21 protein-coding genes are annotated in these 25,962 nt (G+C 64.5%); 17 read left to right on the top strand and 4 right to left on the bottom strand.

What is annotated here, in order from left to right:
• Positions 1-169 precede the first annotated feature (169 nt).
• Positions 170-1,063, bottom strand: coding sequence for a LysR family transcriptional regulator (locus ACIIOY_RS21435; protein ID WP_411036713.1), 894 nt, complete (start codon positions 1,061-1,063; stop codon positions 170-172).
• Between the two features lie 103 nt (positions 1,064-1,166).
• Between ACIIOY_RS21435 and acuI the strand changes: the two genes are divergently transcribed.
• Positions 1,167-2,162, top strand: a complete 996-nt coding sequence (gene acuI, locus ACIIOY_RS21430; protein WP_411036712.1) for an acrylyl-CoA reductase (NADPH) — start codon at positions 1,167-1,169, stop codon at positions 2,160-2,162.
• A gap of 3 nt (positions 2,163-2,165) precedes the next feature.
• Here acuI and ACIIOY_RS21425 read toward each other — a convergent pair whose 3' ends face one another.
• A complete protein-coding gene (locus tag ACIIOY_RS21425) occupies positions 2,166-2,936 on the bottom strand; it encodes an SDR family NAD(P)-dependent oxidoreductase (RefSeq protein WP_411036711.1) in 771 nt (256 codons plus the stop codon).
• Positions 2,937-3,074: 138 nt separating this feature from the next.
• On the opposite strand from ACIIOY_RS21425, the gene ACIIOY_RS21420 reads away from it, so the two are divergent.
• The 8 genes from ACIIOY_RS21420 (at position 3,075) to ACIIOY_RS21385 (ending at position 11,672) form a co-directional block, all read left to right on the top strand.
• Entirely contained in the window at positions 3,075-3,845 is a 771-nt protein-coding gene (locus ACIIOY_RS21420) for a DeoR/GlpR family DNA-binding transcription regulator (protein ID WP_411036710.1), read from the top strand.
• A gap of 126 nt (positions 3,846-3,971) precedes the next feature.
• The gene (gene glpD, locus ACIIOY_RS21415) at positions 3,972-5,477 is read left to right on the top strand and encodes a glycerol-3-phosphate dehydrogenase (protein ID WP_411036709.1); all 1,506 of its coding nucleotides are present in this window, start codon (positions 3,972-3,974) and stop codon (positions 5,475-5,477) included.
• A 39-nt stretch (positions 5,478-5,516) separates the two neighbouring features.
• Positions 5,517-6,599 (top strand): ABC transporter ATP-binding protein, encoded by a 1,083-nt coding sequence (locus tag ACIIOY_RS21410; protein ID WP_411036708.1) that lies wholly within the window; start codon positions 5,517-5,519, stop codon positions 6,597-6,599.
• A gap of 10 nt (positions 6,600-6,609) precedes the next feature.
• The gene (locus tag ACIIOY_RS21405) at positions 6,610-7,680 is read left to right on the top strand and encodes an ABC transporter ATP-binding protein (RefSeq protein WP_411036707.1); all 1,071 of its coding nucleotides are present in this window, start codon (positions 6,610-6,612) and stop codon (positions 7,678-7,680) included.
• A 2-nt stretch (positions 7,681-7,682) separates the two neighbouring features.
• Complete coding sequence (locus ACIIOY_RS21400; RefSeq protein ID WP_411036706.1) at positions 7,683-8,549, top strand: carbohydrate ABC transporter permease; 867 nt, start codon at positions 7,683-7,685, stop codon at positions 8,547-8,549.
• Positions 8,550-8,560: 11 nt separating this feature from the next.
• Positions 8,561-9,442, top strand: coding sequence for a carbohydrate ABC transporter permease (locus ACIIOY_RS21395; protein ID WP_411036705.1), 882 nt, complete (start codon positions 8,561-8,563; stop codon positions 9,440-9,442).
• Positions 9,442-9,861 (top strand): DUF2160 domain-containing protein, encoded by a 420-nt coding sequence (locus ACIIOY_RS21390; RefSeq protein WP_411036704.1) that lies wholly within the window; start codon positions 9,442-9,444, stop codon positions 9,859-9,861. The genes ACIIOY_RS21395 and ACIIOY_RS21390 overlap by 1 nt, the downstream gene beginning before the upstream one ends.
• 89 nt (positions 9,862-9,950) lie before the next feature.
• Positions 9,951-11,672: an ABC transporter substrate-binding protein gene (locus ACIIOY_RS21385; RefSeq protein ID WP_411036703.1), complete on the top strand. Its 1,722-nt coding sequence runs from the start codon at positions 9,951-9,953 to the stop codon at positions 11,670-11,672.
• A 93-nt stretch (positions 11,673-11,765) separates the two neighbouring features.
• Here the strand turns inward: ACIIOY_RS21385 and ACIIOY_RS21380 are convergent, their stop codons facing one another.
• Positions 11,766-12,395 (bottom strand): TetR/AcrR family transcriptional regulator, encoded by a 630-nt coding sequence (locus ACIIOY_RS21380; RefSeq protein WP_411036702.1) that lies wholly within the window; start codon positions 12,393-12,395, stop codon positions 11,766-11,768.
• 76 nt (positions 12,396-12,471) lie between these two features.
• On the opposite strand from ACIIOY_RS21380, the gene ACIIOY_RS21375 reads away from it, so the two are divergent.
• From ACIIOY_RS21375 to clpB, 8 genes are all read left to right on the top strand, one after another.
• Positions 12,472-13,461 carry an oxidoreductase gene (locus ACIIOY_RS21375; protein WP_411036701.1) on the top strand — a complete coding sequence of 330 codons (990 nt, stop codon included), beginning with the start codon at positions 12,472-12,474 and terminating at the stop codon, positions 13,459-13,461.
• Positions 13,458-14,024: a class I SAM-dependent methyltransferase gene (locus ACIIOY_RS21370; protein ID WP_411036700.1), complete on the top strand. Its 567-nt coding sequence runs from the start codon at positions 13,458-13,460 to the stop codon at positions 14,022-14,024. Before ACIIOY_RS21375 ends, ACIIOY_RS21370 begins: the two co-directional genes overlap by 4 nt.
• A 111-nt stretch (positions 14,025-14,135) precedes the next feature.
• Positions 14,136-15,410, top strand: coding sequence for an aspartate kinase (locus tag ACIIOY_RS21365; protein ID WP_411036699.1), 1,275 nt, complete (start codon positions 14,136-14,138; stop codon positions 15,408-15,410).
• An 85-nt stretch (positions 15,411-15,495) separates the two neighbouring features.
• Positions 15,496-17,763, top strand: coding sequence for a phosphoenolpyruvate--protein phosphotransferase (gene ptsP / locus ACIIOY_RS21360; RefSeq protein WP_411036698.1), 2,268 nt, complete (start codon positions 15,496-15,498; stop codon positions 17,761-17,763).
• 22 nt (positions 17,764-17,785) lie between these two features.
• Positions 17,786-18,871, top strand: coding sequence for a peptide chain release factor 1 (gene prfA / locus ACIIOY_RS21355; RefSeq protein WP_411036697.1), 1,086 nt, complete (start codon positions 17,786-17,788; stop codon positions 18,869-18,871).
• The gene (gene prmC / locus ACIIOY_RS21350) at positions 18,868-19,737 is read left to right on the top strand and encodes a peptide chain release factor N(5)-glutamine methyltransferase (RefSeq protein ID WP_411036696.1); all 870 of its coding nucleotides are present in this window, start codon (positions 18,868-18,870) and stop codon (positions 19,735-19,737) included. Before prfA ends, prmC begins: the two co-directional genes overlap by 4 nt.
• A 332-nt stretch (positions 19,738-20,069) precedes the next feature.
• Complete coding sequence (locus ACIIOY_RS21345; protein ID WP_411036695.1) at positions 20,070-20,720, top strand: DUF4167 domain-containing protein; 651 nt, start codon at positions 20,070-20,072, stop codon at positions 20,718-20,720.
• Between the two features lie 256 nt (positions 20,721-20,976).
• Positions 20,977-23,583 carry an ATP-dependent chaperone ClpB gene (gene clpB / locus ACIIOY_RS21340; RefSeq protein WP_411036694.1) on the top strand — a complete coding sequence of 869 codons (2,607 nt, stop codon included), beginning with the start codon at positions 20,977-20,979 and terminating at the stop codon, positions 23,581-23,583.
• Positions 23,584-23,678: 95 nt separating this feature from the next.
• On the opposite strand, the gene ACIIOY_RS21335 is transcribed toward clpB, so the two are convergent.
• On the bottom strand, positions 23,679-25,634 hold the full coding sequence (locus ACIIOY_RS21335) for a M23 family metallopeptidase (RefSeq protein WP_411036693.1): 1,956 nt from the start codon (positions 25,632-25,634) through the stop codon (positions 23,679-23,681).
• Positions 25,635-25,962: the final 328 nt, after the last annotated feature.

The raw sequence follows: 25,962 nt of genomic DNA, 5'->3' as shown, positions 1-25,962 counted from the left end.
GGCCTCCCAACCGACACGAATGAACCGCAAGGGATCGGAATTCGACGCTTCGATGCCGTTGAAGATGCACGGCGGAATCCCGTCGATCCTTACGATCTATTCTAACAGCTTCTCAGCCGGGAGACGACGGGTCAATAAAGCTGTCCCGTCAATCAATAGGATTTTCCTATCAATCGATCCCTTTTTCGGCAAGGATACGGGCCTCGTGCAGCAGGGCCGAAACGAGCGGCGTGAAAGGCTCGCGGTGTGTCGCCACGAGGCCGACCGTGTGGTGCGGCGTCGGCTCCACGAGAGAAACTATACTCATTTCCTCATGAAATCCAAAGGATTTTGCGACATTCCGCGGCATGATGCTGCACCAGCGCCCGGTGCGCACATGGGAAAAGAGTACGATCATCGAATTCGATTCGAGCGAGGGTTCGACCGTCACGCCCGCCTCTGCGAAATGCCGGTTGATGATACGGCGGTTCTGCATGTCCGTGGTCAATAGGCAAAGCCTAACGCTGCCCGCCTCCTGCCAGGTCACGGTTTCGCGATCGGAGAAAGGGCCGCCCCTGGCGGTGACGAGGCAGTAATGCTCATGCAGCAGCGGCACGCTCGTCACGCGGCCGAGGGGCTCGTTTTCGAGATAGGTGAGGCCGGCGTCGATCTCGAGGTTTTCCAGGAGGCCCAGAATCTGGATCGAGGTCGTCGACACGATGGAGAACGTGACGTCCGGGTGCTTTTCCTGAAACGGCGCCGTGATGCGCGGCACCATGGAGAGCGTTGTCGGGATGGCGGCAAGCCGGATATGGCCGGAAAGGCCCTTGCGGGCGGCGCGCATCTCCTCGCGCATGGTGCGGGTGTCCCCCACGATGCGGCGTGCCCATTCCAGCACGCGCTGTCCCTCCGGCGTCAGGCCCTGGAAACGCGAGCCGCGCACGACGAGCATCACCCCCAGCTGGTCCTCCAGCTGGCGGATCGCGGCGGAAAGCGTCGGCTGCGAGATGCCGAGCTCCTCGGCGGCCCGGGCGAAGTGCTTTTCGCGGGCGAGCGCAATGAAATATTCCAGCTTGTCTATCATCTGTGAACGGCGCCTCCGATCTCTTGATACAAAAGAACAGTGGCGGCACCAATGCCCTGCGCCCTATATCTCTATCGGCGCAGCAAGCACGAGGACGAAAGCCATGACGTTTCAGGCATTGGTGGTCGAGAAGGCCGCGGACGGTGGCGTTTCCGCCTCGGTCCAGGAACTCGAGGATTCGCGGCTTCCCGACGGCGACGTCACGGTCGCCGTCGAGTATTCGACGCTGAACTACAAGGACGGGCTCTGCATCAACGGCAAGGGCGGCCTCGTGCGCACCTTTCCGCATGTGCCGGGCGTCGATTTCGCCGGCACTGTCGAGGCTTCGGACGATCCGCGCTACCGGCCGGGCGACCGGGTGGTGCTGACCGGCTGGCGTGTCGGCGAGATCTGGTGGGGCGGCTATGCGACGCGCGCCAAAGTGAAGGCGGACTGGCTCGTGCCCCTGCCGGAGGAGCTTTCGACGCGCCAGGCCATGGCGATCGGTACGGCTGGCCTTACCTCCATGCTCTCCGTCATCGCGCTGGAAAAGGCGGGGCTTTCGCCGCTGAAGGGCGAGGTGCTGGTGACGGGCGCTGCCGGCGGCGTCGGCTCGGTCGGCGTCGCGCTGCTGGCAAAGCTCGGTTATTCGGTCGCCGCCGTCACGGGCCGTCCGGAAACGGCGAGCTATCTGAAGGATCTCGGCGCGGAAACGATCGTCGACCGGGCGGAGCTTGCGGAAGCAACCGGCAAGCCGCTGGAATCGGAGCGCTGGGCAGGTGCGATCGACGCCGTGGGGGGCGATATGCTCGCGCGCGTGCTCAAGCAGATGAAATATGGCGGCGCGGTTGCGTCGGTCGGTTTGGCGGCAGGTGCGGCCGTGCCGTCCTTCACGGTCATCCCCTTCCTGCTGCGCGGCGTGAGCCTCATAGGCATCGATTCGGTCATGCTGGCCTATGACCGGCGCGTCGATGCCTGGAACCGCATCGCCTCCGACCTGCCGATGGACAAACTGGAGGCCATGGTCGTCGAACACCGGCTCTCCGACCTGCCGGAATTGGCGAGCCACATCCTTGAGGGCAAGGTCAAGGGCCGCGTCGTAATCGACGTGCGGGCTTGAAGCTCAGCAGATAAGCTGGCCGCCGTTCACCTCGAGCACCTGGCCGGTGATGTAGCCGGACAGCGCGTTCGAGGCGAGGAAGAGATAGGCGGGAGCGCAGTCCTCCGCCGTTCCAAGGCGCTGCAGCGGAATGGTCTTGCGCGTCGCCTCCAGCTTTTCGGCAGAGGAATAGCGCGAATGGAAGTCGGTGGTGATCGTGCCCGGCGACACGCAGTTGACGCGGATGCCTTCCGGCGCAAGTTCGCGGGCAAGGCCCTTCGAATAGGTGGAGACGAAGGCCTTGGTCGCCGAATAGATCGCGGAGCCGGGACTGCCGCCGGTCAGCGCGGAGATCGATACCGTGTTGACGATGGCGCCGTGCGGCGCGCGGCGCAGCGACGGCAGCAATGCGCGCGTCACCTCGACGACGGAGGTCTGGTTGAGGCGCACGACGGTCTCGTATTGCTCGTTGGTGAGTTCCGCGGCGGGGAAACGTCCGACCATGGTGCCGGCATTGTTGATCAGCACGTCGACATGCGAAAAAAGGCTGTCCGCTCGCTGCAGCACCGCGCCGACGCCGGCCTCGGTCAGAAAGTCCGCGTAGACGATATGGGCCCGGGCTTCGGCGACGGCAGTTTCAAGGAAATCGGGCAGAGAACCATGCGCGCTGCGGCCGCCGTGCAGCAGCACGTGGGCGCCACAATCGAGGAACTGGCGGGCGATCTCCAGGCCGATGCCGCGTCCCGCGCCGGTCACGACGACGTTGGCGCCCTTGAACAAGGCTGGATGAAACATGTGCTTTCCTCCCGGATGTCCTGCCGTTCGCCCAGTATCACAAAAATGCAGGCGCACTCCAAGAAGGCGGGACGGATCAATTGATGTGCTTTCGTTTTTGCATATTATGAAAGCAAACGAAAGCGTTGGGAGGAGCCTATGTTTCTGACGGGTCGCCAGGCGGAGATCCTCGATCTCGCCAAAGCCGAGGGGCGTGTGCTCGTGGAGGACCTTGCCGCGCGCTTCTCCGTGACGCCGCAGACAATCCGCAAGGATCTCAACGACCTGTGCGACAACAAGGTCCTGACGCGCATCCATGGCGGCGCGCTTTTCCCGAGCGGCAACGAGAACGTGAAATACGAGGCGCGCCGCTCGATCGCCGCGCTGGAAAAGCAGGCGATCGGCCGCGCGGCGGCGGCCATGATCCCGGACAATTCCTCGCTCTTCATCAATATCGGCACGACGACGGAGGCGGTCGGCGAGGCGCTGCTCGATCACCGGGAACTGATGGTCATCACCAACAACATCAATGTTGCCAATCGCTTGCGCGTCTATCCCTCGATCGAGGTGGTGATTGCCGGCGGCGTCGTACGCGGCGCGGATGGTGGCATTGTCGGCGAGGCGGCCGTCGATTTCATCCGCCAGTTCAAGGTGGACTATGCGGTGATCGGCGTTTCCGCGATCGACGAGGACGGCGCCCTGCTCGACTTCGATTATCGCGAGGTGAAGGTGGCGCAGGCGATCATCGCGAATGCGCGCCATGTCATCCTGGTTTCGGATTCGACGAAGTTCGAAAGGACGGCGCCGGTGCGCATCGGCCACCTTTCGCAGGTTCATACGTTCATCACCGACATCTGTCCGCTGGAAGGCATCCGCAGCATTTGCCAGGAGAACGACGTGCGTCTCGTCGAGACCGCATCACCGGCCTGAAACATGGAAGCGGAACTTCCGGCCGCATTCGTTTGACATTCGGAATGTTTTCGTTTTAACTCTTCTGGCTTTCGCAACTGCGCAGAATTGTGCGATGCGAAATGGGAGGGGAATTTGGACGGCGACGTGATCCGCGATATTTTCGTCATCGGTGGCGGCATCAATGGCTGCGGCATTGCGCGCGATGCGGCAGGGCGCGGCTATTCGGTGGTCCTTGCCGAGATGAAGGATTTCGCGTCCGGTACGTCCTCCGCTTCCACCAAGCTCATCCATGGGGGCTTGCGCTACCTCGAACATTACGAATTCCGCCTCGTGCGCGAGGCGCTGATGGAGCGCGAGGTGCTGTGGGCCATGGCGCCGCACGTCATCTGGCCGATGCGCTTCGTCCTGCCCTTCCAGAAGGGCGGCCTGCGTCCGGCCTGGCTCATCCGCCTCGGCCTCTTCCTTTACGACTATATCGGCGGCCGAAAGCTTTTGCCGCCGACGCGCACGCTGGACCTTGCGAAGGACCCGGCGGGCGGCCCGTTGAAAAAGCTCTTCCGCAAGGCTTTCGAGTATTCCGACGGCTGGGTGGATGACGCGCGTCTCGTGGTGCTGAACGCCCGCGATGCCGCCGACCGCGGCGCGGATATCCGCACCGGCACGAAGGTCGTCACCGCGCGGCGCGAGAACGGCCACTGGAACGTGGAGACGGAAAACGTCGAGACGGGCGCCCGCGAAACCTTTCGCGCCCGCATGCTCGTGAACGCGGCGGGCCCGTGGGTGGACAAGGTTCTTTCCTCGGCCTTCGGTCTCAACGACGTGCACAATGTCCGCCTGGTGCAGGGCAGCCATATCGTCGTGAAGAAGAAGTTTTCCGATCCGCGCGCCTATTTCTTTCAGAACCCGGACGGGCGTATCATGTTCGCCATCCCCTACCAGGAGGAGTTCACGCTGATCGGCACGACCGACCGGGACTACCAGGGCGATCCCCGGGACGCCCGCATCAGCGACGCGGAAATCGATTATCTTTGCGCTTCGGCGAGCGAATATTTCGCCGAGCCGGTGAAGCGGGACGACATCGTCTGGACCTATTCCGGTGTGCGCCCGCTCTTCGACGACGGCGCCAACAAGGCGCAGGAAGCGACGCGCGATTACGTGCTGAAGGTCGACGGCGGCAGCGGCCAGGCGCCGTTGCTCAACATCTTCGGCGGCAAGCTCACCACCTATCGGCGTCTTGCCGAATCGGCGCTTGAGAAGATCGGCGAGGAGATCGGAGAAAAAGGCGAGTGCTGGACGGCGCAGTCCCGGCTTCCGGGCGGCGATTTCAGGGTCGACGGCTTCGATGCCGAGGTGAAGGTGCTCGCATCGCACTTTCCGTTTCTGGCACCGGCCCATGCCCGCCGGCTCGTCCGGCTCTACGGCACGCGGGCGCGGGCGATGCTGGACGGCGCGAAAAGTATCGACGATCTTGGACGGCACTTCGGCAGCGATCTCTACGAATGCGAGGTCCGCTGGCTGATGAAGGAGGAATGGGCCCGGCACGCCGAGGACGTGCTGTGGCGTCGCACCAAACGAGGATTGCATCTCTCGGCCGCCGAGGCGGCTGCGCTGGAGGACTATATGGCGGGAGCGCTTGCCGTCCCGCACTAGCGCCTGATCCGGTGGCTGGGAGGAACATTGGAGACATGAATGCTTGAACTCAGAAACATCGCGAAGGTGGCGGGGGCGGAGACGCATATCCACCCGACCAGCCTCGTGCTCGAGCGCGGCTCGCTCAACGTGCTGCTCGGCCCGACGCTGTCGGGCAAGACATCGCTGATGCGGCTGATGGCCGGCCTCGACCGGCCGACATCGGGATCCGTCTGGTTCGACGGCAAGGACGTGACGGGCGTGCGCGTGCAGGACCGCGGCGTCGCCATGGTCTACCAGCAGTTCATCAACTATCCGGCGCTGACCGTCTACGAGAACATCGCCTCGCCGATGCGCATCAAGGGTGCGGACCAGGCGACCGTCGACCGGGAAGTGCGCAAGGCGGCGGACCTGCTCAAGCTCACGCCCTATCTCGACCGCACGCCGCTGAACCTCTCCGGTGGCCAGCAGCAGCGCACGGCGCTCGCCCGCGCCATCGTCAAGAACGCCAGCCTCGTGCTGCTCGACGAGCCGCTCGCCAACCTCGACTACAAGCTGCGCGAGGAACTGCGCCTCGAACTGCCGAAGATATTCGCCGCCTCCGGCGCGATCTTCGTCTATGCGACGACGGAGCCCTCCGAGGCCCTGCTTCTCGGCGGCAACACGGCGACGCTGTCGGAAGGGCGCATCACGCAGTTCGGCCGTACCATCGACGTCTATCGCCGTCCAAAGGACCTGCTCACGGCGCGCACTTTCGCCGATCCGCCGCTGAACACGATGCAGGTGCTGAAGAACGGCGCGCATTTCGAAGTCGGCGGCAAGCCCGTGCTGCCGGTGCCGGCGCATCTTGCCGCGCTGCCGGACGGTCCCTGCACCATCGCGTTCCACCCGCATCACCTGGCGCTTTCCAGCCAGAGCGCAGCCTCGGCAAGCCTTCAGGCACGCACCGCGATTTCCGAAATCGCCGGTTCGGAAAGCTTCATCCACATCGAGTTCGAGGGCAGCCGCTGGGTCATGCTCTCGCCGGGCATCCACGACATCGAGCCGGACGCGGTTGTCACCGTCGATGTCGACACGCGCCACCTGATGGCTTTCGGCACGGACGGCAGGGCGATCGCCGAGCCAGCGGCCGCGGCGGCCTGAGGAGGAAACCATGGCACGCATCAACCTCGACCACATCCGACACGCCTACGGCGAAAAGCCGAAGTCGGAAGCGGACTATGCGCTGAAGGAAGTGCATCACGAATGGAACGATGGCGGCGCCTATGCGCTGCTCGGCCCGTCCGGCTGCGGCAAGACCACGCTGCTCAACATCATTTCCGGCCTGCTGCAGCCGTCCGAGGGCCGCATCCTGTTCGACGGAAAGGACGTCACGTATCTGTCGACGCAGCAGCGCAACATCGCGCAGGTCTTCCAGTTCCCGGTCATCTACGACACGATGACGGTCTACGACAATCTCGCCTTCCCGCTGCGCAACCGCGGCGTCGCGGAACCGGAGGTCGACCGGCGCGTGCGCGAAATCCTGGAGATGATCGATCTTGCGGGCTGGGCGAAGAAGAAGGCGCGCGGCCTCACAGCGGACCAGAAGCAGAAGATCTCGCTCGGCCGCGGCCTCGTGCGCAACGACGTCAACGCTATCCTGTTCGACGAACCGCTGACCGTCATCGACCCGCACATGAAATGGGTGCTGCGCTCGCAGCTCAAGAAGCTGCACCGCCAGTTCGGCTTCACCATGGTCTATGTCACGCACGACCAGACCGAGGCGCTGACCTTCGCCGACAAGGTCGTCGTCATGTATGACGGCCAGATCGTGCAGATCGGCACGCCGGCCGAGCTGTTCGAGAAGCCGAGCCACACCTTCGTCGGCTATTTCATCGGCTCGCCCGGCATGAACCTCTTGCCCGCCGCCATCGACGGCAGCAACATCAAGATTGGTGAGCAGACGCTTACGCTTGACTACAAGCCGCAGATCGCGGCCGGTGCGAAAACCGAGTTCGGCATCCGTCCGGAATTCATCTCGCTTTCCCGTGACGGCATGCCGGTCTCGATCAGCAAGGTCGAGGACATCGGCCGGCAGAAGATCGTGCGCGCCGAATTCGCCGGCAGGCCGATCGCCATCGTCGTGCCGGAGGACGGGGAAATTCCCGCCGAGCCGCGCGTGACCTTCGATCCCGCGGCCATCAACATCTACGCCGACAGCTGGCGTGTCGGCAGGGAGGGCTGACGATGAACAAGACCTGGAACAACAAGGCCTGGTTCATGGTCCTGCCGGTGCTGCTGCTCGTCGCCTTCTCGGCGGTGGTGCCGCTGATGACGGTGGTGAACTATTCGGTGCAGGACACGTTCGGCAACAACCAGTTCTTCTGGGCCGGCACCGACTGGTTCGCCGACGTTCTGGAATCCGACCGCTTCTGGCAGGCGCTCGGCCGGAACCTGCTCTTTTCCGCCATCATCCTCGCCATCGAGATTCCGCTCGGCATCCTGATCGCGCTCAACATGCCGAAGAAGGGCATCGGCGTGCCGGTCTGCCTCGTGCTCATGGCGCTGCCGCTGCTAATCCCGTGGAATGTCGTCGGCACGATCTGGCAGGTCTTCGGCCGCGTCGACATCGGCCTGCTCGGCCGCGTGCTGCACTCGCTCGGCATCAACTACAACTACGTCAACAATGTCTTCGACGCCTGGGTGACGCTGATCGTCATGGACGTCTGGCACTGGACGAGCCTCGTCGTGCTGCTCTGCTATGCCGGCCTCGTCTCGATCCCGGAGGCCTATTACCAGGCCGCCAAGATCGACGGCGCCTCGCGCTGGGCGGTGTTCCGCTACATCCAGCTGCCGAAGATGAAGCGCGTGCTGCTCATCGCCTTCCTCTTACGCTTCATGGACAGCTTCATGATCTACACGGAGCCCTTCGTCGTCACCGGCGGCGGTCCCGGCAACTCGACGACGTTCCTGTCGATCGACCTCGTCAAGATGGCGATCGGCCAGTTCGACCTCGGCCCGGCCGCGGCCATGTCCATCATCTACTTCCTGATCATCCTGCTGCTCTCGTGGATCTTCTACACGGTCATGACCAGCAGCGACGAGCAGGCGTGAGGGAGGAAACCATGACCTCACAGGCAACCACCGCAAGCACCGTTCGGACGAGCGCCGCGAGCAACGCCGGCACCAGGGCCGGCGCCGGCTCCAGGCGCAGCCTCGCCTGGCTTGTTCCAACGCTCTACATCGTCTTCCTGATGCTGCCGATCTACTGGCTCGTCAACATGAGCTTCAAGACGAACACGGAGATCACCGGCGTCTTCTCGCTGTGGCCGCAGACGCCGACGCTCCGGAACTATGCCGTCATCTTCACCGATCCGGCCTGGTATTCGGGCTATATCAACTCGATCATCTATGTGGTGCTGAACACGGTCATCTCGGTCGTCGTCGCGCTGCCGGCGGCCTATGCCTTCTCGCGCTACCGCTTCCTCGGCGACAAGCACCTGTTCTTCTGGCTGCTCACCAACCGCATGGCGCCGCCGGCCGTCTTCGCGCTGCCCTTCTTCCAGCTCTATTCGGCCTTCGGCCTGATCGACACGCATATCGCGGTCGCCATCGCGCACTGCCTGTTCAACGTGCCGCTCGCCGTCTGGATCCTCGAAGGCTTCATGTCGGGCGTGCCGAAGGAGATCGACGAGACCGCCTATATCGACGGCTATTCGTTCCCGCGCTTCTTCACGAAGATCTTCGTGCCGCTGATCGCGTCCGGCATCGGGGTGGCCGCCTTCTTCTGCTTCATGTTCTCTTGGGTGGAACTCCTGATCGCCCGCACGCTGACGACGACGGATGCCAAGCCGATCGCCGCGACGATGACGCGCACGGTCTCGGCCTCGGGCATGGACTGGGGCGTGCTCGCCGCCGCGGGCGTGCTGACCATCATTCCCGGCGCGCTCGTCATCTATTTCGTCCGCAACTACATCGCCAAGGGCTTCGCCCTGGGGAGGGTCTGATGGCCGCCGTCGCAAACCGCAACAACCGATGGCCCGTGGCGCTTGCCGCCGTGCTCGGCGTCTATGCCGCCGCCGCCGGCTTCCTCGTCCTGTCGGTCCCGGAGAAGGACGGCGCGCGCGACTGGTTCGCCTCGCTCATACCGGGCGGCTGGATGGCCTGGTCGTTCCCGACGGCCATGTTCTTCCTGACGATCTTCCTGCTGATCGCGCTGATGGCGGTCTGGGAATATGCCCGGCCGGGCGGCGCCCCGCGCGTCGGCATCCTGCGCTTCGAGACGACCCGCGGCGACCGGCTCTTCGTGTCGCTGCTCGGCTCGGCGTTCATTCATCTCGCATGGCTGGGCCTCGTCGGTCCCAACCTGTGGTGGGCTCTTGCCTTGTCCGTGGTCTACGCCATCGGCGTATTCCGCTTCGTCTAGGCAAATCGAATGGAGGCTCCTGGGAGAATTGTGGGGCCTTCGCACATGAAGTCAAAACGGCAATCGCAAAACCCCAAGGGAGGATCAAAATGCGAAAGCAACTTCTGACGACGACGGCAGCCATGCTGCTGGCGTTCACCGGCTCCGCCTTCGCGGACATGGACGCTGCAAAGAAGTTCCTGGATGCGGAGATCGGCGACATGTCCTCGCTCGACCGCGCCGCCCAGGAAGCGGAGATGCAGTGGTTCATCGACGCCGCCAAGCCGTTCGCCGGCATGGAGATCAAGGTCGTCTCCGAGACGATCACCACGCATGAATACGAATCGAAGGTGCTCGCGCCGGCCTTCTCCGCGATCACCGGCATCAAGATCACCCACGACCTCATCGGCGAAGGCGACGTCGTCGAGAAGCTGCAGACGCAGATGCAGTCGGGCGAGAACATCTACGACGCCTACATCAACGACTCCGACCTCATCGGCACGCACTGGCGCTACCAGCAGGCCCGTTCGCTGACCGACTTCATGGCCAACGAAGGCAAGGACGTCACCAACCCGAACCTCGACATCGACGACTTCATCGGCAAGTCCTTCACGACCGCGCCGGACGGCAAGCTCTACCAGCTTCCAGACCAGCAGTTCGCGAACCTCTACTGGTTCCGCTACGACTGGTTCAACGACGAGAAGAACAAGGCGGACTTCAAGGCGAAGTACGGCTACGACCTCGGTGTGCCGGTCAACTGGTCGGCCTATGAGGACATCGCCGAGTTCTTCACCGGCCGCGAGATCGACGGCAAGAAGGTCTACGGCCACATGGACTACGGCAAGAAGGACCCGTCGCTCGGCTGGCGCTTCACCGACGCCTGGCTGTCGATGGCCGGCAACGGCGACAAGGGCATCCCGAACGGCAAGCCGGTCGACGAATGGGGCATCAAGGTCGACGAGAACTCGCGTCCGGTCGGCTCGTGCGTCGCCCGTGGCGGCGATACCAACGGCCCGGCCTCGGTCTACGCCATCCAGAAGTATCTCGACTGGATGAAGGCCTATGCGCCGGCCGCCGCCCAGGGCATGACCTTCTCCGAATCCGGCCCGGTCCCCTCGCAGGGCGAGATCGCGCAGCAGATGTTCACCTATACGGCGTTCACCGCTGACTTCGTGAAGGAAGGCCTGCCGGTCGTGAATGAAGACGGCACGCCGAAGTGGCGCTTCGCCCCGAGCCCGCACGGCGTCTACTGGAAGGACGGCATGAAGCTCGGCTACCAGGATGCCGGTTCCTGGACGCTGATGAAGTCCACCCCTGACGACCGCGCGAAGGCCGCCTGGCTCTATGCGCAGTTCGTGACCTCCAAGACCGTGGACGTGAAGAAGAGCCATGTCGGCCTCACCTTCATCCGCCAGTCCACGCTGGACCACCAGTCCTTCACCGATCGCGCGCCGAAGCTCGGCGGCCTGGTCGAGTTCTACCGTTCGCCGGCCCGCCTGCAGTGGTCGCCGACCGGCACGAACGTTCCGGACTATCCGAAGCTGGCCCAGCTCTGGTGGCAGGCGATCGGCGATGCCGCATCCGGCGCGAAGACCGCGCAGGAAGCCATGGACTCGCTGTGCGCCGAGCAGGAAAAGGTGCTGGAACGTCTCGAGCGGGCCGGCGTCCAGGGCGACATGGGGCCGAAGCTCGCCGAAGAGCACGACCTCGAATACTGGAACAAGGATGCCGTCGAGAAGGGCAACCTGGCGCCGCAGCTCAAGGTCGAGAACGAGAAGGAAAAGCCCCTCACCGTCAACTACGACGAACTCGTCAAGAGCTGGCAGCAGTAGACGAAACGGTGGCGGGCGGCTTGCCGCCCGCAGCCATCATCATCATCCGATCCCCTTTGCCCGCGTGCCGAAAGGCGCGCGGGCCTTCTCGTTTCAGCCGAGCTTCTTGACCCAGAGTGTATCGATGATGGCGGGAAGCAGGTTGTCCAGCATTTCCGTGTCGCTGCCGCAAGCCCCGATGCGGGAAAGCTTCCTGTCGAGCGTCAGATGGGCGAAACCGTGCGCGGTCGACCATATGCCGATCAGCATGGCCTCGCCCTCCGTTTCTAGCTCGGTGCCCTCGGGCTGTCCGCGCAGGGCGAGCACCGTCCTTTCGAGCGCATCCCAGGCCCCGCCGGCCGCCTCTTCCAATGAAGGCTGGCCTTCGAGCAGCATGTCATGGCGGAACATCAGGTGGAAACGCCCCGGAAAATCCAGGGCGAAGCGGACATAGGCGATACCCTGCGCCTTGAGACGCTCGGCAGGCGTGCCGCTGTCGCCCGCGATGGCCAGCCGGCGGGCAAGCTCTCCGTAGCCGAGCGTGGCGACCTCCGTCAGCAGGCCGGCCGTGCCGCCGAAATGATGCGACGGGGCGGCCGGCGAAACGCCGGCGCGGCGGGCGGTTTCGCGCAGCGTAAAACCCTCGAGGCCGCGTTCGGCGAGCAGATCGTCGGCGGCGCGGATCAGCGTCTCGCGCAGGTCTCCATGGTGATAGCCGCGTTCGGCAGTTTTTTTCTCATTCATCGCGGGCCTCGCACGATTGTCATCTTTACAGTGTAAAGATTATGCGGTAGCACAATATAAACACTGTTCAGATTTGATGCGGGGTATCATAATGCGTGTAGACGGCATGGCAACCGCCGATGGCGCAACAGGGCGGGAGCGATGGACGCTTTCGCGGATGCCCGACCAGACGGGCCGCTGCGCCGTCGTCACCGGCGCCAACAGCGGCCTCGGCTTCCTGACGGCGCGGGAGCTTGCGCGGAAAGGGGCCCGGGTCATCATGACCGCGCGCGACGAGGGCAGGGGGCGGATGGCGCTGGCGCGCATCCGGGCCGAGCTCGCCGATGCCGCGGTGGAGCTTCGGCGGCTGGACCTCGCGGACCTGGACGACGTTGGGGCTTTCGCCGAAGCCCTGCTTGCCGAAAGCCGGCCGATCGATCTTCTCGTCAACAATGCCGGTGTCATGATGCCGCCCCTCGGGTTCACGCGGCAGGGGCACGAGACCCAGTTCGGCGTCAACCACCTTGCCCATTTCGCACTGACGCTGCGCCTGCTGCCGCTGCTTTGCGCCGCGCCGGGCGCGCGCGTGGTGACCGTGAGCTCCGAGCTGCACCGCCGGGGCCGCATCCATTTCGAGGACCTGAAGGGCGAGAGAAGCTACGGCCGCATCGCCTTCTATGCCCAGTCGAAGCTGGCCAATGTGCTCTTCGCGCTGGAACTCGACCGCCGGCTGAAGGCTGCCCACCTGCCGGTCGTCAGCGTGCTGGCGCATCCCGGCTATTCCGACACCAACCTCCAGACCAATGCCACCTCCGGCGTGCTGCGCCTCTTCCTGCGGATCGGCAACCGTTTCCTGGCGCAGGATGCCGAGCAGGGTGTGCTCAACCAGCTTTATGCGGCCACGGCCGAAGGCCTTCGCGGCGGCGAGTTCATCGGTCCGGACGGGTTTCGCGAGATGCGCGGCGCGCCGACGCTGGTGCATCCGCTGCCGGCCGCGACCGATCCGGCGCTTGCCGCGAGGCTGTGGCGGCTCTCCGAAGACCTGACCCACCTGACCTTTCCATCCGGCGCGGAGCGCGTGCAATGACCGAGTTGACAATGGACTCCTGCCATTTCTTCCGTGCGTGGATGCGCGATCCGCTGCGCGTTGCCTCGATCACGCCCTCCGGCAAGGCGCTGGCGGATCTCATCGTGCGCGAGATCGGGCCGGCGACCGGCCGGGTCATCGAACTCGGCCCGGGAACCGGCGTCTTCACGCGGGCGCTGCTGCGGCGTGGGGTCGCGGAGGAGAACATCGTGCTCGTGGAGAAAGGGGCGGAGTTTGCCGCGCTCCTCCAGCAACGTTTCCCGAAGGCCAGGATCGCCTGCATCGATGCGGCGCGGGTAGCGCGTGTCGGTACCGAGCCCGCGGGAGCGGCGATCAGCGGCCTGCCGCTGCTCTCGATGCGGCCGCGAAAGGTCCATGCGATCCTTGCCGGCACCTTCGCGCGGCTCGGCGAGGATGCGGCGCTCTACCAGTTCACCTACGGGCTTCGCTGCCCGGTGCCGCGCGTCGTGCTCGATAGGCTCGGTCTTTCGGCCGTCAGGATCGGCGGCACGTTCCGCAACGTGCCGCCCGCCTTCGTCTACCGGATCAGCCGCGGTCGCTGACCGGACCCTTTGCCGGATTCCATGCATTGCGCAGCGCGGGGTCTTCCGCTAAGAGACCCCGCGGTTTCTCCCGCGCGCTCGCGCGAACTTCTGGAATAGCGGTACACACCCATGGCACGCATCGTGATGAAATTCGGCGGAACGTCCGTCGCTGACCTCGACCGTATCCACAATGTGGCCCGCCATGTGAAACGCGAGGTCGATGCCGGCCACGAGGTCGCCGTCGTCGTCTCGGCCATGTCCGGCAAGACGAACGAGCTCGTCGCCTGGGTACAGGGCATGCCCAAGGTGACGGGCGCAAGCGCCCCCTTCTATGACGCACGCGAATATGATGCCGTCGTCGCTTCCGGCGAACAGGTGACCTCCGGGCTTCTCGCCATCGCGCTCCAGTCTATGGGCATCAATGCCCGCTCCTGGCAGGGCTGGCAGATCCCGATCAGGACCGACAATGCGCACGGTGCAGCCCGCATCCTCGACATCGACGGCACGGACATCATCCGCCGCATGGGCGAGGGCCAGGTCGCCGTCGTCGCCGGTTTCCAGGGCCTCGGCCCGGACAACCGCGTCGCCACCCTTGGCCGCGGCGGTTCCGACACCTCGGCCGTCGCCATCGCCGCGGCCGTCAAGGCGGATCGTTGCGACATCTATACCGACGTCGACGGCGTCTATACGACCGACCCGCGCGTCGAGCCGAAGGCGCGCCGCCTGAAGAAGATCGCCTTCGAGGAAATGCTCGAAATGGCCTCGCTCGGCGCCAAGGTGCTGCAGGTGCGCTCGGTCGAGCTTGCCATGGTGCACAAGGTGCGCACCTTCGTCCGCTCGTCTTTCGAGGATCCCGATGCGCCGGGCATGGGCGATCTTCTGAACCCGCCCGGTACGCTGATTTGTGATGAGGATGAGATCGTGGAACAGGAAGTCGTAACCGGCATCGCCTATGCCAAGGATGAAGCGCAGATCTCGCTCCGCCGCGTCGCCGACCGGCCGGGCGTCTCGGCCGCGATCTTCGGTCCGCTGGCCGAGGCCCATATCAATGTCGACATGATCGTCCAGAACATCTCCGAGGACGGCTCGAAGACCGACATGACCTTCACGGTTCCTTCCGGCGACATGGAGAAGGCGCTCAAGGTGCTCGAAGGCGCCAAGGAGCAGGTGGGCTTCGACGTGATCCAGCATGAGACGGGCCTGGTGAAGGTCTCGGTCATCGGCATCGGCATGCGCAGCCATGCAGGGGTCGCCGCCTCGGCCTTCCGCGCGCTTGCAGAGAAGGGCATCAACATCAAGGCCATCACCACCTCCGAGATCAAGATTTCCATCCTGATCGATGGCCCGTATGCCGAACTCGCCGTTCGGACTTTGCATTCCGTCTACGGTCTCGATAAGAAGTAAGGACCGGCCGACTCGGCGCCGATCTTTGATCGCCGGCGCCGCCATGCGCCGGCGGAGTAACGTCATTTTCGGGAGACGCCACGCGATGAGAGATCTCTCCGCGGGTCCGCGCGTTCTTCTCAAGCGGCTGCGCGAACTCATGGCGGAGCCGCTCGAGCCGCAGGAGCGCCTTGACCAGATCGTGCGCCAGATCGCGCAGAACATGGTCGCGGAAGTGTGCTCGGTCTATGTGCTGCGTTCCGACGGCGTTCTCGAACTCTATGCGACCGAAGGTCTCAATCCCGGCGCCGTCCACCTCGCCCAGCTCAAGATGGGCCAGGGCCTCGTTGGTACGATCGCGGCTTCCGCGCGGCCGCTGAACCTCTCCGATGCGCAATCGCATCCCGCCTTCACCTATCTGCCGGAAACGGGCGAGGAGATCTACCACTCCTTCCTCGGCGTTCCTATCTTGCGCACCGGCAGGGCGCTCGGCGTGCTTGTCGTGCAGAACAAGGCGAGCCGCACCTACCGCGAGGACGAGGTGGAGGCGCTCGAAACGACGGCAATGGTGATTGCGGAAATGGTGGCGACCGGCGAGCTCAAGAAGCTCACCAAACCCGGCCTCGAGCTCGACCTTTCCCGCCCGGTCGCCATCGAGGGGGCAAGCTTCGGCGAAGGCATCGGCCTCGGCTATGTCGTGCTGCATGAGCCGCGCATCGTCGTCACCAACCTGCTCAACGAGGATTCCGAGCACGAACTCGGGCGTCTTGCCGAAGCGCTCGGCTCCCTGCGCATTTCCATCGACGACATGCTCTCGCGCCGCGAGGTGTCGATGGAAGGCGAGCACCGCGAAGTGCTCGAAACCTACCGCATGTTCGCCCATGATCGTGGCTGGGTGCGCAAGCTCGAAGAGGCGATCCGCAACGGCCTGACGGCGGAAGCGGCCGTCGAGCGCGTGCAGAGCGAGACCAAGGCGCGCATGATCCGCCTGACGGATCCGTATCTGCGCGAGCGCATGCACGATTTCGACGACCTTGCGAATCGCCTGCTGCGCCAGCTCACCGGCTATGGCGCGAAGCTCTCCGCCAGCAGCTTCCCGAACGATGCGATCGTCGTCGCGCGTGCCATGGGCGCGGCCGAGCTGCTCGACTATCCGCGCCAGAACGTGCGCGGCCTCGTGCTCGAGGAAGGTGCGGTCACCAGCCATGTGGTGATCGTGGCGCGCGCCATGGGCATTCCGGTTGTCGGCCAGGCAGCCGGTGCGGTGGCGCTTGCGGAGAACGGCGACCCGATCATCGTCGATGGCGATGATGCCAAGGTGCATCTCCGGCCGCTGCCCGATCTCCAGCGCTCATACGAGGAGAAGGTGCGCTTCCGCGCCCGCCGGCAGGAGCAGTACCGCGCGCTGCGGGCCGTCGAGCCGGTGACGAAGGACGGCCGCGAGATCAACCTCCAGATGAATGCCGGCCTTCTGGTCGACCTGCCCCATCTCAACGAATCGGGTGCGTCCGGCATCGGCCTTTTCCGCACCGAGCTCCAGTTCATGATCGCCTCGACCATGCCGAAGGCGGAAGAGCAGGAGGCTTTCTACCGCAACGTGCTGAAGCAGGCGGGCGGGCGCCCCGTGACCTTCCGCACGCTCGACATCGGCGGCGACAAGGTCGTGCCCTATTTCCGCGCGGCGGAGGAAGAGAACCCGGCGCTCGGCTGGCGTGCGATCCGCCTGTCGCTCGACCGGCCGGGCCTTCTGCGCACCCAGCTTCGCGCCATGCTGCGGGCGACGGCCGGCGCGGACCTCCGGCTGATGCTGCCGATGGTAACGGAGGTCGGCGAACTGAAGGAGGTCCGTGACCTTCTCCAGAAGGAGATCCAGCGCCAGTCGAAGCTCGGCGAACAATTGCCGAAGAAGCTGCAGTTCGGCGCCATGCTCGAAGTGCCGGCGCTGCTCTGGCAACTGGATGAACTGATGGCGGAGGTCGATTTCGTTTCCGTCGGCTCGAACGATCTCTTCCAGTTCGCGATGGCGGTCGACCGCGGCAACGCCAGGGTTTCCGACAGGTTCGATACGCTCGGCCGCCCGTTCCTGCGCATCCTGCGCGACATCGTGCGCGCGGGGATACGCAACGAGACACCCGTGACGCTCTGCGGCGAGATGGCGAGCAAGCCGATTTCCGCAATGGCGCTGCTCGGCATCGGTTTCCGCTCCGTCTCGATGTCGCCGGCGGCGATCGGCCCGGTGAAGTCCATGCTGCTGTCGCTTGATGCCGGAAAGCTCGAATCGGTGCTGATGCCGGCACTCGACGATACGAAGCCGACGGCTTCGATCCGCCAGATTCTCACCGACTTCGCGGCAGAGAACGGCATTCCGCTTTGAACCTTTGACTGGAGTTTGAACGGTGGCGAAGCTTCCCGTTGAAAAGATGCGCGAACTCGAACGCCGCTTCGGCGAGATCGAGGCGCGTATGTCGGCGGGCCCGGATTCGGAGACCTATGTGCGTCTCGCCTCGGAATATTCCGAGCTCCAGCCTGTCGTGACGAAGATCCGCGAATACCAGAAGGTGAGCGGCGAGATCGCCGACCTCGAAGTGCTGCTTGCCGACAAGGCGACGGACCGTGAGATGCGCGATCTTGCGGAAATGGAGCTGCCGGAGCTGAAGGAGCGGCTGGAGGGCCTGGAAAAGGAGATGCAGATCCTGCTTCTCCCGAAGGATGCCGCCGACGAGAAAAGCGCCATCCTCGAAATCCGCGCCGGCACGGGCGGCTCCGAGGCGGCGCTGTTTGCCGGCGATCTCTTCCGCATGTACGAGCGCTATGCGGCCGCCCATAGCTGGAAGGTCGACGTCATTTCGGCGAGCGAGGGCGAGGCCGGGGGCTACAAGGAAATCATCGCCACGATCACCGGCCGCGGCGTCTTCGCCAAGCTGAAGTTCGAATCGGGCGTGCATCGCGTCCAGCGCGTGCCGGAAACGGAGGCGAGCGGCCGCATCCATACCTCCGCGGCGACGGTCGCCGTGCTGCCGGAGGCCGAGGAGATCGATATCGAGATTCGCCCGGAAGACATCCGCATCGACACGATGCGCTCGTCCGGTGCCGGCGGCCAGCACGTCAATACAACGGACTCGGCCGTGCGAATCACGCACCTGCCGACCGGCCTCGTCGTGACGAGCTCGGAAAAGTCGCAGCATCAGAACCGCGCGAAGGCGATGCAGATCCTGCGCTCGCGGCTCTACGACATGGAGCGCCAGCGCGCGGACAGCGAACGGTCCGCCGACCGCAAGAGCCAGGTCGGCTCGGGTGACCGGTCCGAGCGCATCCGCACCTACAATTTCCCGCAGGGCCGCGTCACGGACCACCGCATCAACCTGACGCTCTACAAGCTCGACCGGATGATGGAGGGCGAGATCGACGAGGTGGTCGATGCGCTTCTTGCAGACTACCAGGCCGGCCTCCTGGCGCAGCTTGGCGAACAGGGCCGGGCATGAGCACGACGCTCGCCGAGGTGCTTGCCGCGGCGCGGCGCCGGCTTTCCGAGGCGGGCGTTGCGGATGCCGCGGGGGATGTGCGGGTGCTGGTAGCGGGGGTCCTCGGTCTTTCGCCGACCGCCGCTGTGACGGACGGCGCGCGTCCGCTGGACGACGCGCAGGTGAAGGCGATCGACAGGGCGCTCGCCCGGCGGGCAGCGCACGAGCCGGTGCACCGCATCCTCGGCCGCCGCGCCTTCTCGCGGCTCGACCTCATCCTTTCGCCCGAAACCCTGGAGCCGCGGCCGGACACGGAAATCCTCGTCGATGCGCTCGTGCCCCATGCGAGGCGGATTGTCGCTGAAACGGGTTGCTGCCGCATTCTCGACCTCGGCACGGGAACGGGCGCGATCTGCCTCGCCTTGCTCGATCTCGTTCCCGGAGCGGTTGGAGTTGGAACCGATCTTTCCGCGGGCGCCCTTGAAACGGCAATGCGCAATGCCGATATGAACGGTGTCGCAGACCGCTTCGAGGCGGTCGAAAGCGACTGGTTTGCAGCCGTGACCGGCGTCTTCGACATCATTGTGTCAAATCCGCCCTATATCGTCCGCTCCGTGATCGGAACGCTGGACGACGAAGTCCGGCTCTACGATCCGATCCTGGCGCTGGATGGCGGACGAGACGGGCTTGACGCCTATCGGGCCATCGCCGCCGGAGCGGGCGGTCATCTTCGGGAAAATGGCCTGGTGGCTTACGAAATCGGTTACGATCAGAAGGAAGAGGTCACTGCGATCATGCGCGAGAACGGTTTTTCGCGCGTCGAATCGGTCCAGGATCTTGGCGGCAACGATCGCGTTCTAGTCTTCACGAAAGCCGTAGCTGTGTAAATTTTGCTGCACGTATGCAGCAAATTCCGCAGCCGCAAAGAAAAGGCTTGGAATTGTGAAGGAAGCGGGATAGGTTGCGGCCACGCACTGGGCAAGAGGTCATGGCACAGCGATTTGCTTTTGCATGACCCGATCGCGAGGGTTGCTCTCTCCGAAGAGTTGCTAGGGTTGAAGACTGCCCTGTGCGGGTACCTGTTAATTTGACGTCTTACGGCGACAGGACCACCGACCGGCGTGGTTTGCCCGCGGGTAAGGATGCTTGATCAGGCGTGTCCCGATCAGGCGTGCAGACACATGAATCATCGATACACGATACGTTAGGTGAGTGACATATGAGGCCAGGACAGCAAAACAAGCGCGGCCGCGGGCGTAACAACAACAATAACAACAATAACAACAACAACCACCGCAAGGGCGGCAACCCTCTGACGCGGACCTATGACAGCTCGGGTCCCGACGTGAAGATCAGGGGTACGGCCCAGCATATCGCCGAAAAATACGCAGCGCTTGCCCGCGATGCCCAGAGCGCCGGCGACCGCGTCATGGCGGAAAACTATCTCCAGCACGCCGAGCACTACAACCGCATCATTGCCGCCGCCCAGGCGCAGATGCAGGACCGTTTCCAGCGTGACGACCGTCCCGACAATGCCGACCGCCACGACTTCAACGACCGTGACGGCTACGACCGGGATCAGGACGAGATCGATTCGACGCCCGTCGAAGAGCCGGCGCCCGTTGCCGCCGTCGCCGCCGAGCAGCCCGTCGTTGTCGATGGTTCCGGCCCGCAGCCGGTGATCGAAGGCACGCCGGCCGAAGTCGCACTCGAAGAGGAAGCCGCAACGCCGGCTGCCGGGCGCAGCCCGCGCCGACGCAACACCGCCCGCCCGCGCCGTCCGCGCCGCGGCGAAGGCCAGGCAGCCGGGGGCGAAGACGCCCCGCCGGCTAGCGGCGAAGCGCCTGCGCTCGAAGCTGCCTCGGAATAACGGTCCATCTGCCCCGGACATTCGGAGAACCCGGCCTTGTGCCGGGTTCTTGCGTTTCGGCAAGCCGCCCGAAAAATGTCTTTCGGCGCGCCTTTCGCTCCCTTTAATTCCGAAAATGCCTCCACCATATTCGCTTCAGGCGGTTGACCGGTCGCAAGACAGGGGCCGTATGCACGAAGGGCTTGCCTTAACGGGAGCCTTATCCTGAATCGTCGACCGGTGCCTCGAAGGGCCGGCCGAGCTATGGAGGCAGATGATGAACATTGAAAAATATTCCGAACGCGTTCGCGGGTTCCTGCAATCCGCGCAGACGAAGGCGCTTGCGGATGGCAATCCGCAGTTCACGCCCGAGCACGTTCTGAAAGTGCTGCTCGATGACGAGCAGGGCATGGCCGCGTCCCTTATCGAGCGGGCCGGTGGCAGCGCGCGCGAAGCGCGGATCGCCAATGACGCCGCCCTCGCCAAGCTGCCGAAAGTAACGGGCGGCAACGGACAGGTCTATCTCTCGCAGCCCCTCGCAAAGGTTTTCTCGACTGCCGAAGACGCCGCGAAGAAGGCCGGCGACAGCTTCGTCACCGTCGAGCGCCTGCTGCTGGCGCTGGCGATCGAAAAGTCCGCGGCGACGGCCGACATCCTGGCCAAGGCCGGCGTGACGCCGACGACGCTCAACCAGGCCATCAACGACATCCGCAAGGGCCGCACCGCCGATACGGCAAGCGCGGAGCAGGGTTTCGACTCGTTGAAGAAGTTCGCCCGCGACCTGACGGCCGATGCGCGCGAAGGCCGGCTCGACCCGGTGATCGGCCGTGACGACGAAATCCGCCGCACGATCCAGGTCCTGTCCCGTCGCACGAAGAACAACCCGGTCCTCATCGGCGAGCCCGGCGTCGGCAAGACGGCGATCGCCGAAGGCCTTGCGCTGCGCATCGTCAACGGCGACGTGCCGGAGAGCCTGAAGGACAAGAAGCTGATGGCGCTCGACATGGGCGCGCTGATCGCCGGCGCGAAGTATCGCGGCGAATTCGAGGAACGGCTCAAGGCCGTGCTTGCCGAAGTGCAGGCGGAAGACGGCGAGATCATCCTCTTCATCGACGAGATGCACACGCTGGTCGGCGCCGGCAAGGCGGACGGGGCGATGGACGCCTCCAACCTCCTGAAGCCTGCGCTTGCCCGCGGCGAGCTGCACTGCGTCGGCGCCACCACGCTCGACGAGTACCGCAAGCATGTCGAGAAGGACGCCGCTCTTGCCCGCCGGTTCCAGCCCGTCATGGTGGACGAACCGACGGTCGAGGACACGATCTCGATCCTGCGCGGCCTGAAGGAGAAGTACGAGCAGCACCACAAGGTCCGGATCTCCGACTCGGCCCTCGTTGCCGCTGCGACGCTCTCCAACCGCTACATCACCGATCGCTTCCTGCCGGACAAGGCGATCGACCTGATGGACGAAGCCGCCTCGCGGCTGCGCATGCAGGTCGATTCCAAGCCGGAAGAGCTCGACGAACTCGATCGCCGCATCATCCAGCTGAAGATCGAACGCGAGGCCTTGAAGAAGGAAACCGACCGCTCGTCGCAGGACAGGCTCGAAAAGCTCGAGATCGATCTTGCCGCGCTGGAAGAGGAAGCCGCCGCGCTCACCGCACGCTGGCAGGCGGAGAAATCGAAGCTCGGCCGCGCCGCCGACCTCAAGCGCCAGCTCGACGAATTGCGCAACGAACTGGCCATTGCCCAGCGCAAGGGCGAGTTCCAGCGTGCCGGCGAGCTTGCCTACGGCATCATTCCGAAGCTCGAGAAGGAGCTGGAAGACGCCGAGGCGCGTGATGCCGGCGACGTCGACCCGATGGTGCAGGAAGTCGTGACGGCCGACAACATCGCCCACGTGGTGTCCCGCTGGACGGGCATTCCCGTGGACAAGATGCTGGAGGGCGAACGCGACAAGCTCTTGCGCATGGAGGATGAGCTCAGCAAGTGGGTCGTCGGCCAGGGCGATGCCGTCCAGGCGGTTTCGCGCGCCGTCCGCCGCGCGCGCGCCGGCCTGCAGGATCCGAACCGGCCGATCGGCTCGTTCATCTTCCTCGGTCCCACCGGCGTCGGCAAGACGGAGCTGACCAAGGCACTCGCCCGCTTCCTCTTCGACGATGAGACGGCGATCCAGCGTATGGACATGTCGGAATACATGGAGAAGCACTCCGTGGCCCGGCTGATCGGTGCGCCCCCCGGCTATGTCGGCTATGAGGAAGGTGGCGCGCTCACCGAATCCGTCCGCCGCCGGCCCTACCAGGTCGTGCTGTTCGACGAGATCGAGAAGGCGCATCCGGATGTCTTCAATGTCCTGCTGCAGGTCCTCGACGACGGCCGCCTGACCGATGGCCAGGGCCGCACCGTGGACTTCCGCAACACGATGATCATCATGACCTCGAACCTCGGTGCCGAATATCTGACGGCGCTCGGCGAGAATGAGGACAGCGATACGGTTCGCGACCAGGTGATGGATGTCGTCAAGGCATCTTTCCGGCCGGAGTTCCTGAACCGGATCGACGAGATCATCCTGTTCCACCGCCTCAGGCGGTCGGAAATGGGCGCCATCGTCGATATCCAGCTGGAGCGCCTGCGCAAGCTGCTCGCCGACCGCAAGATCGTCCTCGATCTCGACGAGGAAGCCGTGCACTGGCTGGCCGAGAAGGGGTACGACCCGGTCTATGGTGCGCGTCCCCTGAAGCGGGCGATCCAGAAGCACTTGCAGGATCCGCTGGCGGAAAAGATCCTGTCCGGCGACATACCGGACGGCGCCACCGTCAAGGTGACCGCCGGCTCCGACCGGCTGCTCTTCTCGCCGCGCAATGTGGCGGTGAACAAGGCTGCCTGATCGGCTTTCCTGTGATGAACGAACGAAGCGCGGGCTCCGGCCCGCGCTTCTTGCGTCGAAATATCTTTTCCGCGTCCGTTGGGACCGCGCGGCGCTCAGTGCGTTTCGGCGACTTCCGTCGGGTTGCCGCCGCGTCCGAGCAGATCGTCGATGCGCTTGCGCTCGACCTCGAACTGGGCAAGGGCCTTGCCCTCCAGCGACTTGCCGCCGGGCAGGCGGATTTTCAGCGCATCCACCTTGTTGCCGTTGACGATCAGTTCGTAGTGCAGGTGCGGGCCTGTCGACAGGCCGGTGGAGCCGACATAGCCGATGACCTGACCCTGGCGGACCTTGACGCCGGGCTTGATTCCCTTGGCGATGGCATTCTGGTGGTTGTAGGAGGAGACATAGCCGTTGGCATGGCGGATCAGCGTCTGATTGCCGTAGCCGCCCGAGTCCCAGCCGGCCTTCTCCACGACGCCGTTGCCGGCGGCGATGATCGGCGTGCCGCGCGGCGCCGCCCAGTCGACGCCGGTATGCATGCGCGAGAAACCGAGGATCGGATGGCGCCGCATGCCGAAGCCGGAGCGGAAGATGCCGTTCGGAACGGGATTGCGCAGCAGGAACTGCCGGATGCTCTTGCCGTCCTTGTCGTAGTAGTCGACGGAACCGTCTTCCGGATTCTGGAAGCGGTAGACGCGGGTCTCCGTGTCGCCGAACTTGGCGTCGAGGAAGAGGATCTCCGAATCCTCCGTCGCCGTGCCGTTCTCGCTGGTGACGGAGAAGAAGGCCTCCAGCGAATCTGTGGGACGAAGCTGCGCCTGGAAATCGACATTGCTGGCGAGGATGCGAATGATCTCGGCCGTCATGTCCTGACCCATGCCGTATGAGAGCGCCGCGCGATAGATGCCGTCATAGACGCGCGGCAGGTCGCGCCCGGCAATGATGGTCGGCCGGTCGTCGTTGTCGAAGGCGGTCGCAACGGCGTCGAGCACCGGTGGTTCCGCGCCGCGGACGAAACGGCCGCTGTCGTCGAGCGCCGCTGTCACCACGTGGCGGCCGCGCGAATAGATGCTGGCACGCACGATGCTCGCTTCCTTGCCCTTTTGCGAGATGCAGATGCGCAGCACGTCGCCCTCGGCAAGCTGCTTGCGGCCGAGCTGGCGTTCGAGATAGGCGGAGAGATCGTCTGCCTGGGCCTTGGTATAGCCGGAGGCCGTCATGATCTGATCGATGTCGGCGGCGCGGCGTACGGGAATCACGTCGTCGGCATATTCGGTGTCGTCCGGGGTCAGCGTGTCGAAGGTCGACACGCTCATGTTCTCCTCGACGATTCGGGCCGTCAGCCCCAGCAGGTCCAGGTCGGAGGAATCCGAGGCGAAGCGCTGCGGATCGACATAGTAGAGCGAGGCGACCTGCGTGCTGCCGTCCGTCAGCACCGAACCGTTGGTGCGCACATTCTCCTCGACCTCCTCGATCGACATCTGGTCGGCATAGTCGAGCGCCGAGCCGCCGGTCGGAAAGGCATCGGTCTGCAGCGCGACTTCCGATTCGACGTCCGAACCGTAGATGGTGCCCATGCGTGAGGCCGGCGCGGCGTCCTTGCCGTTCGTCGAGAAGATCGCGAGCGGGTCGAAGCGCGGATAGTCCTCGCTCGTCGCGTGATTGGCCGCAAGGGCCATCTTGACATGGGCGAAGGGCTGGCGGCGCACCACTTCCTTCTCGCCGTCATGGATCATGGTGGAGATTTCCATGATCTTCTTGTCGGAAGGTTTCGCGACGATGGCCGGCTCGAGAACCCGCTCGCCGCGCTTGGCGGTCTCGCCGGTCCTGCTCGTCTGGCTGGTCGCGCCGAGTGCGGCGAAGGCCTCTGCCGGAATGGCGAGCTGCTGGCGGCCGTCGAGGGCGGCAAAGAGCGCGACGCCCATGAGGATGGAGGACGTGATGCCGGTCAGGAACGTGCCGGAAAGCCAGCGGAGCGAGATTTCCCGGCGGTCCGGCGCCTTTCGCCCGTCGGCGAGGATCGGCGGTTCGTTGCCGAGGGATCGGATCATGTTCCTGTCGGTGGTCATGCCGATGCGCTTCGCCCTGTCTCGCCAGTTCCGTTTTCAGCGCGGGAAGATGCACGCAGGAGGCCCTGCGAGTCAAATCACGCCGATTCTGTCGTTCTCCTCTAGAGGCGGGGATTGTGAAAATCTGAGGGCAATCGGGGCATTTGGCGGTCGATCGGTGCCAAAAGTGCCGCAAAGCCATGGCGTCCGCCTGACAAATGAAAAGCAAACGCGCCATTGCGAGAAATTTTCAAAAAAATGTCACATGCCCTGTTGACGAGTTGGATTGGGTGGGCTTATAACGCGGCCATCGAACGAGAGCGGCTTCGCTTCTGGCGGCGGTTGCTTT

It is taken from the genome of Shinella agrisoli, from assembly GCF_046557955.1.
Classification (GTDB): domain Bacteria; phylum Pseudomonadota; class Alphaproteobacteria; order Rhizobiales; family Rhizobiaceae; genus Shinella.
The sequence above is the reverse complement of the archived record's forward strand: the minus strand, read 5'-3'. Positions and strand labels throughout refer to the sequence as shown.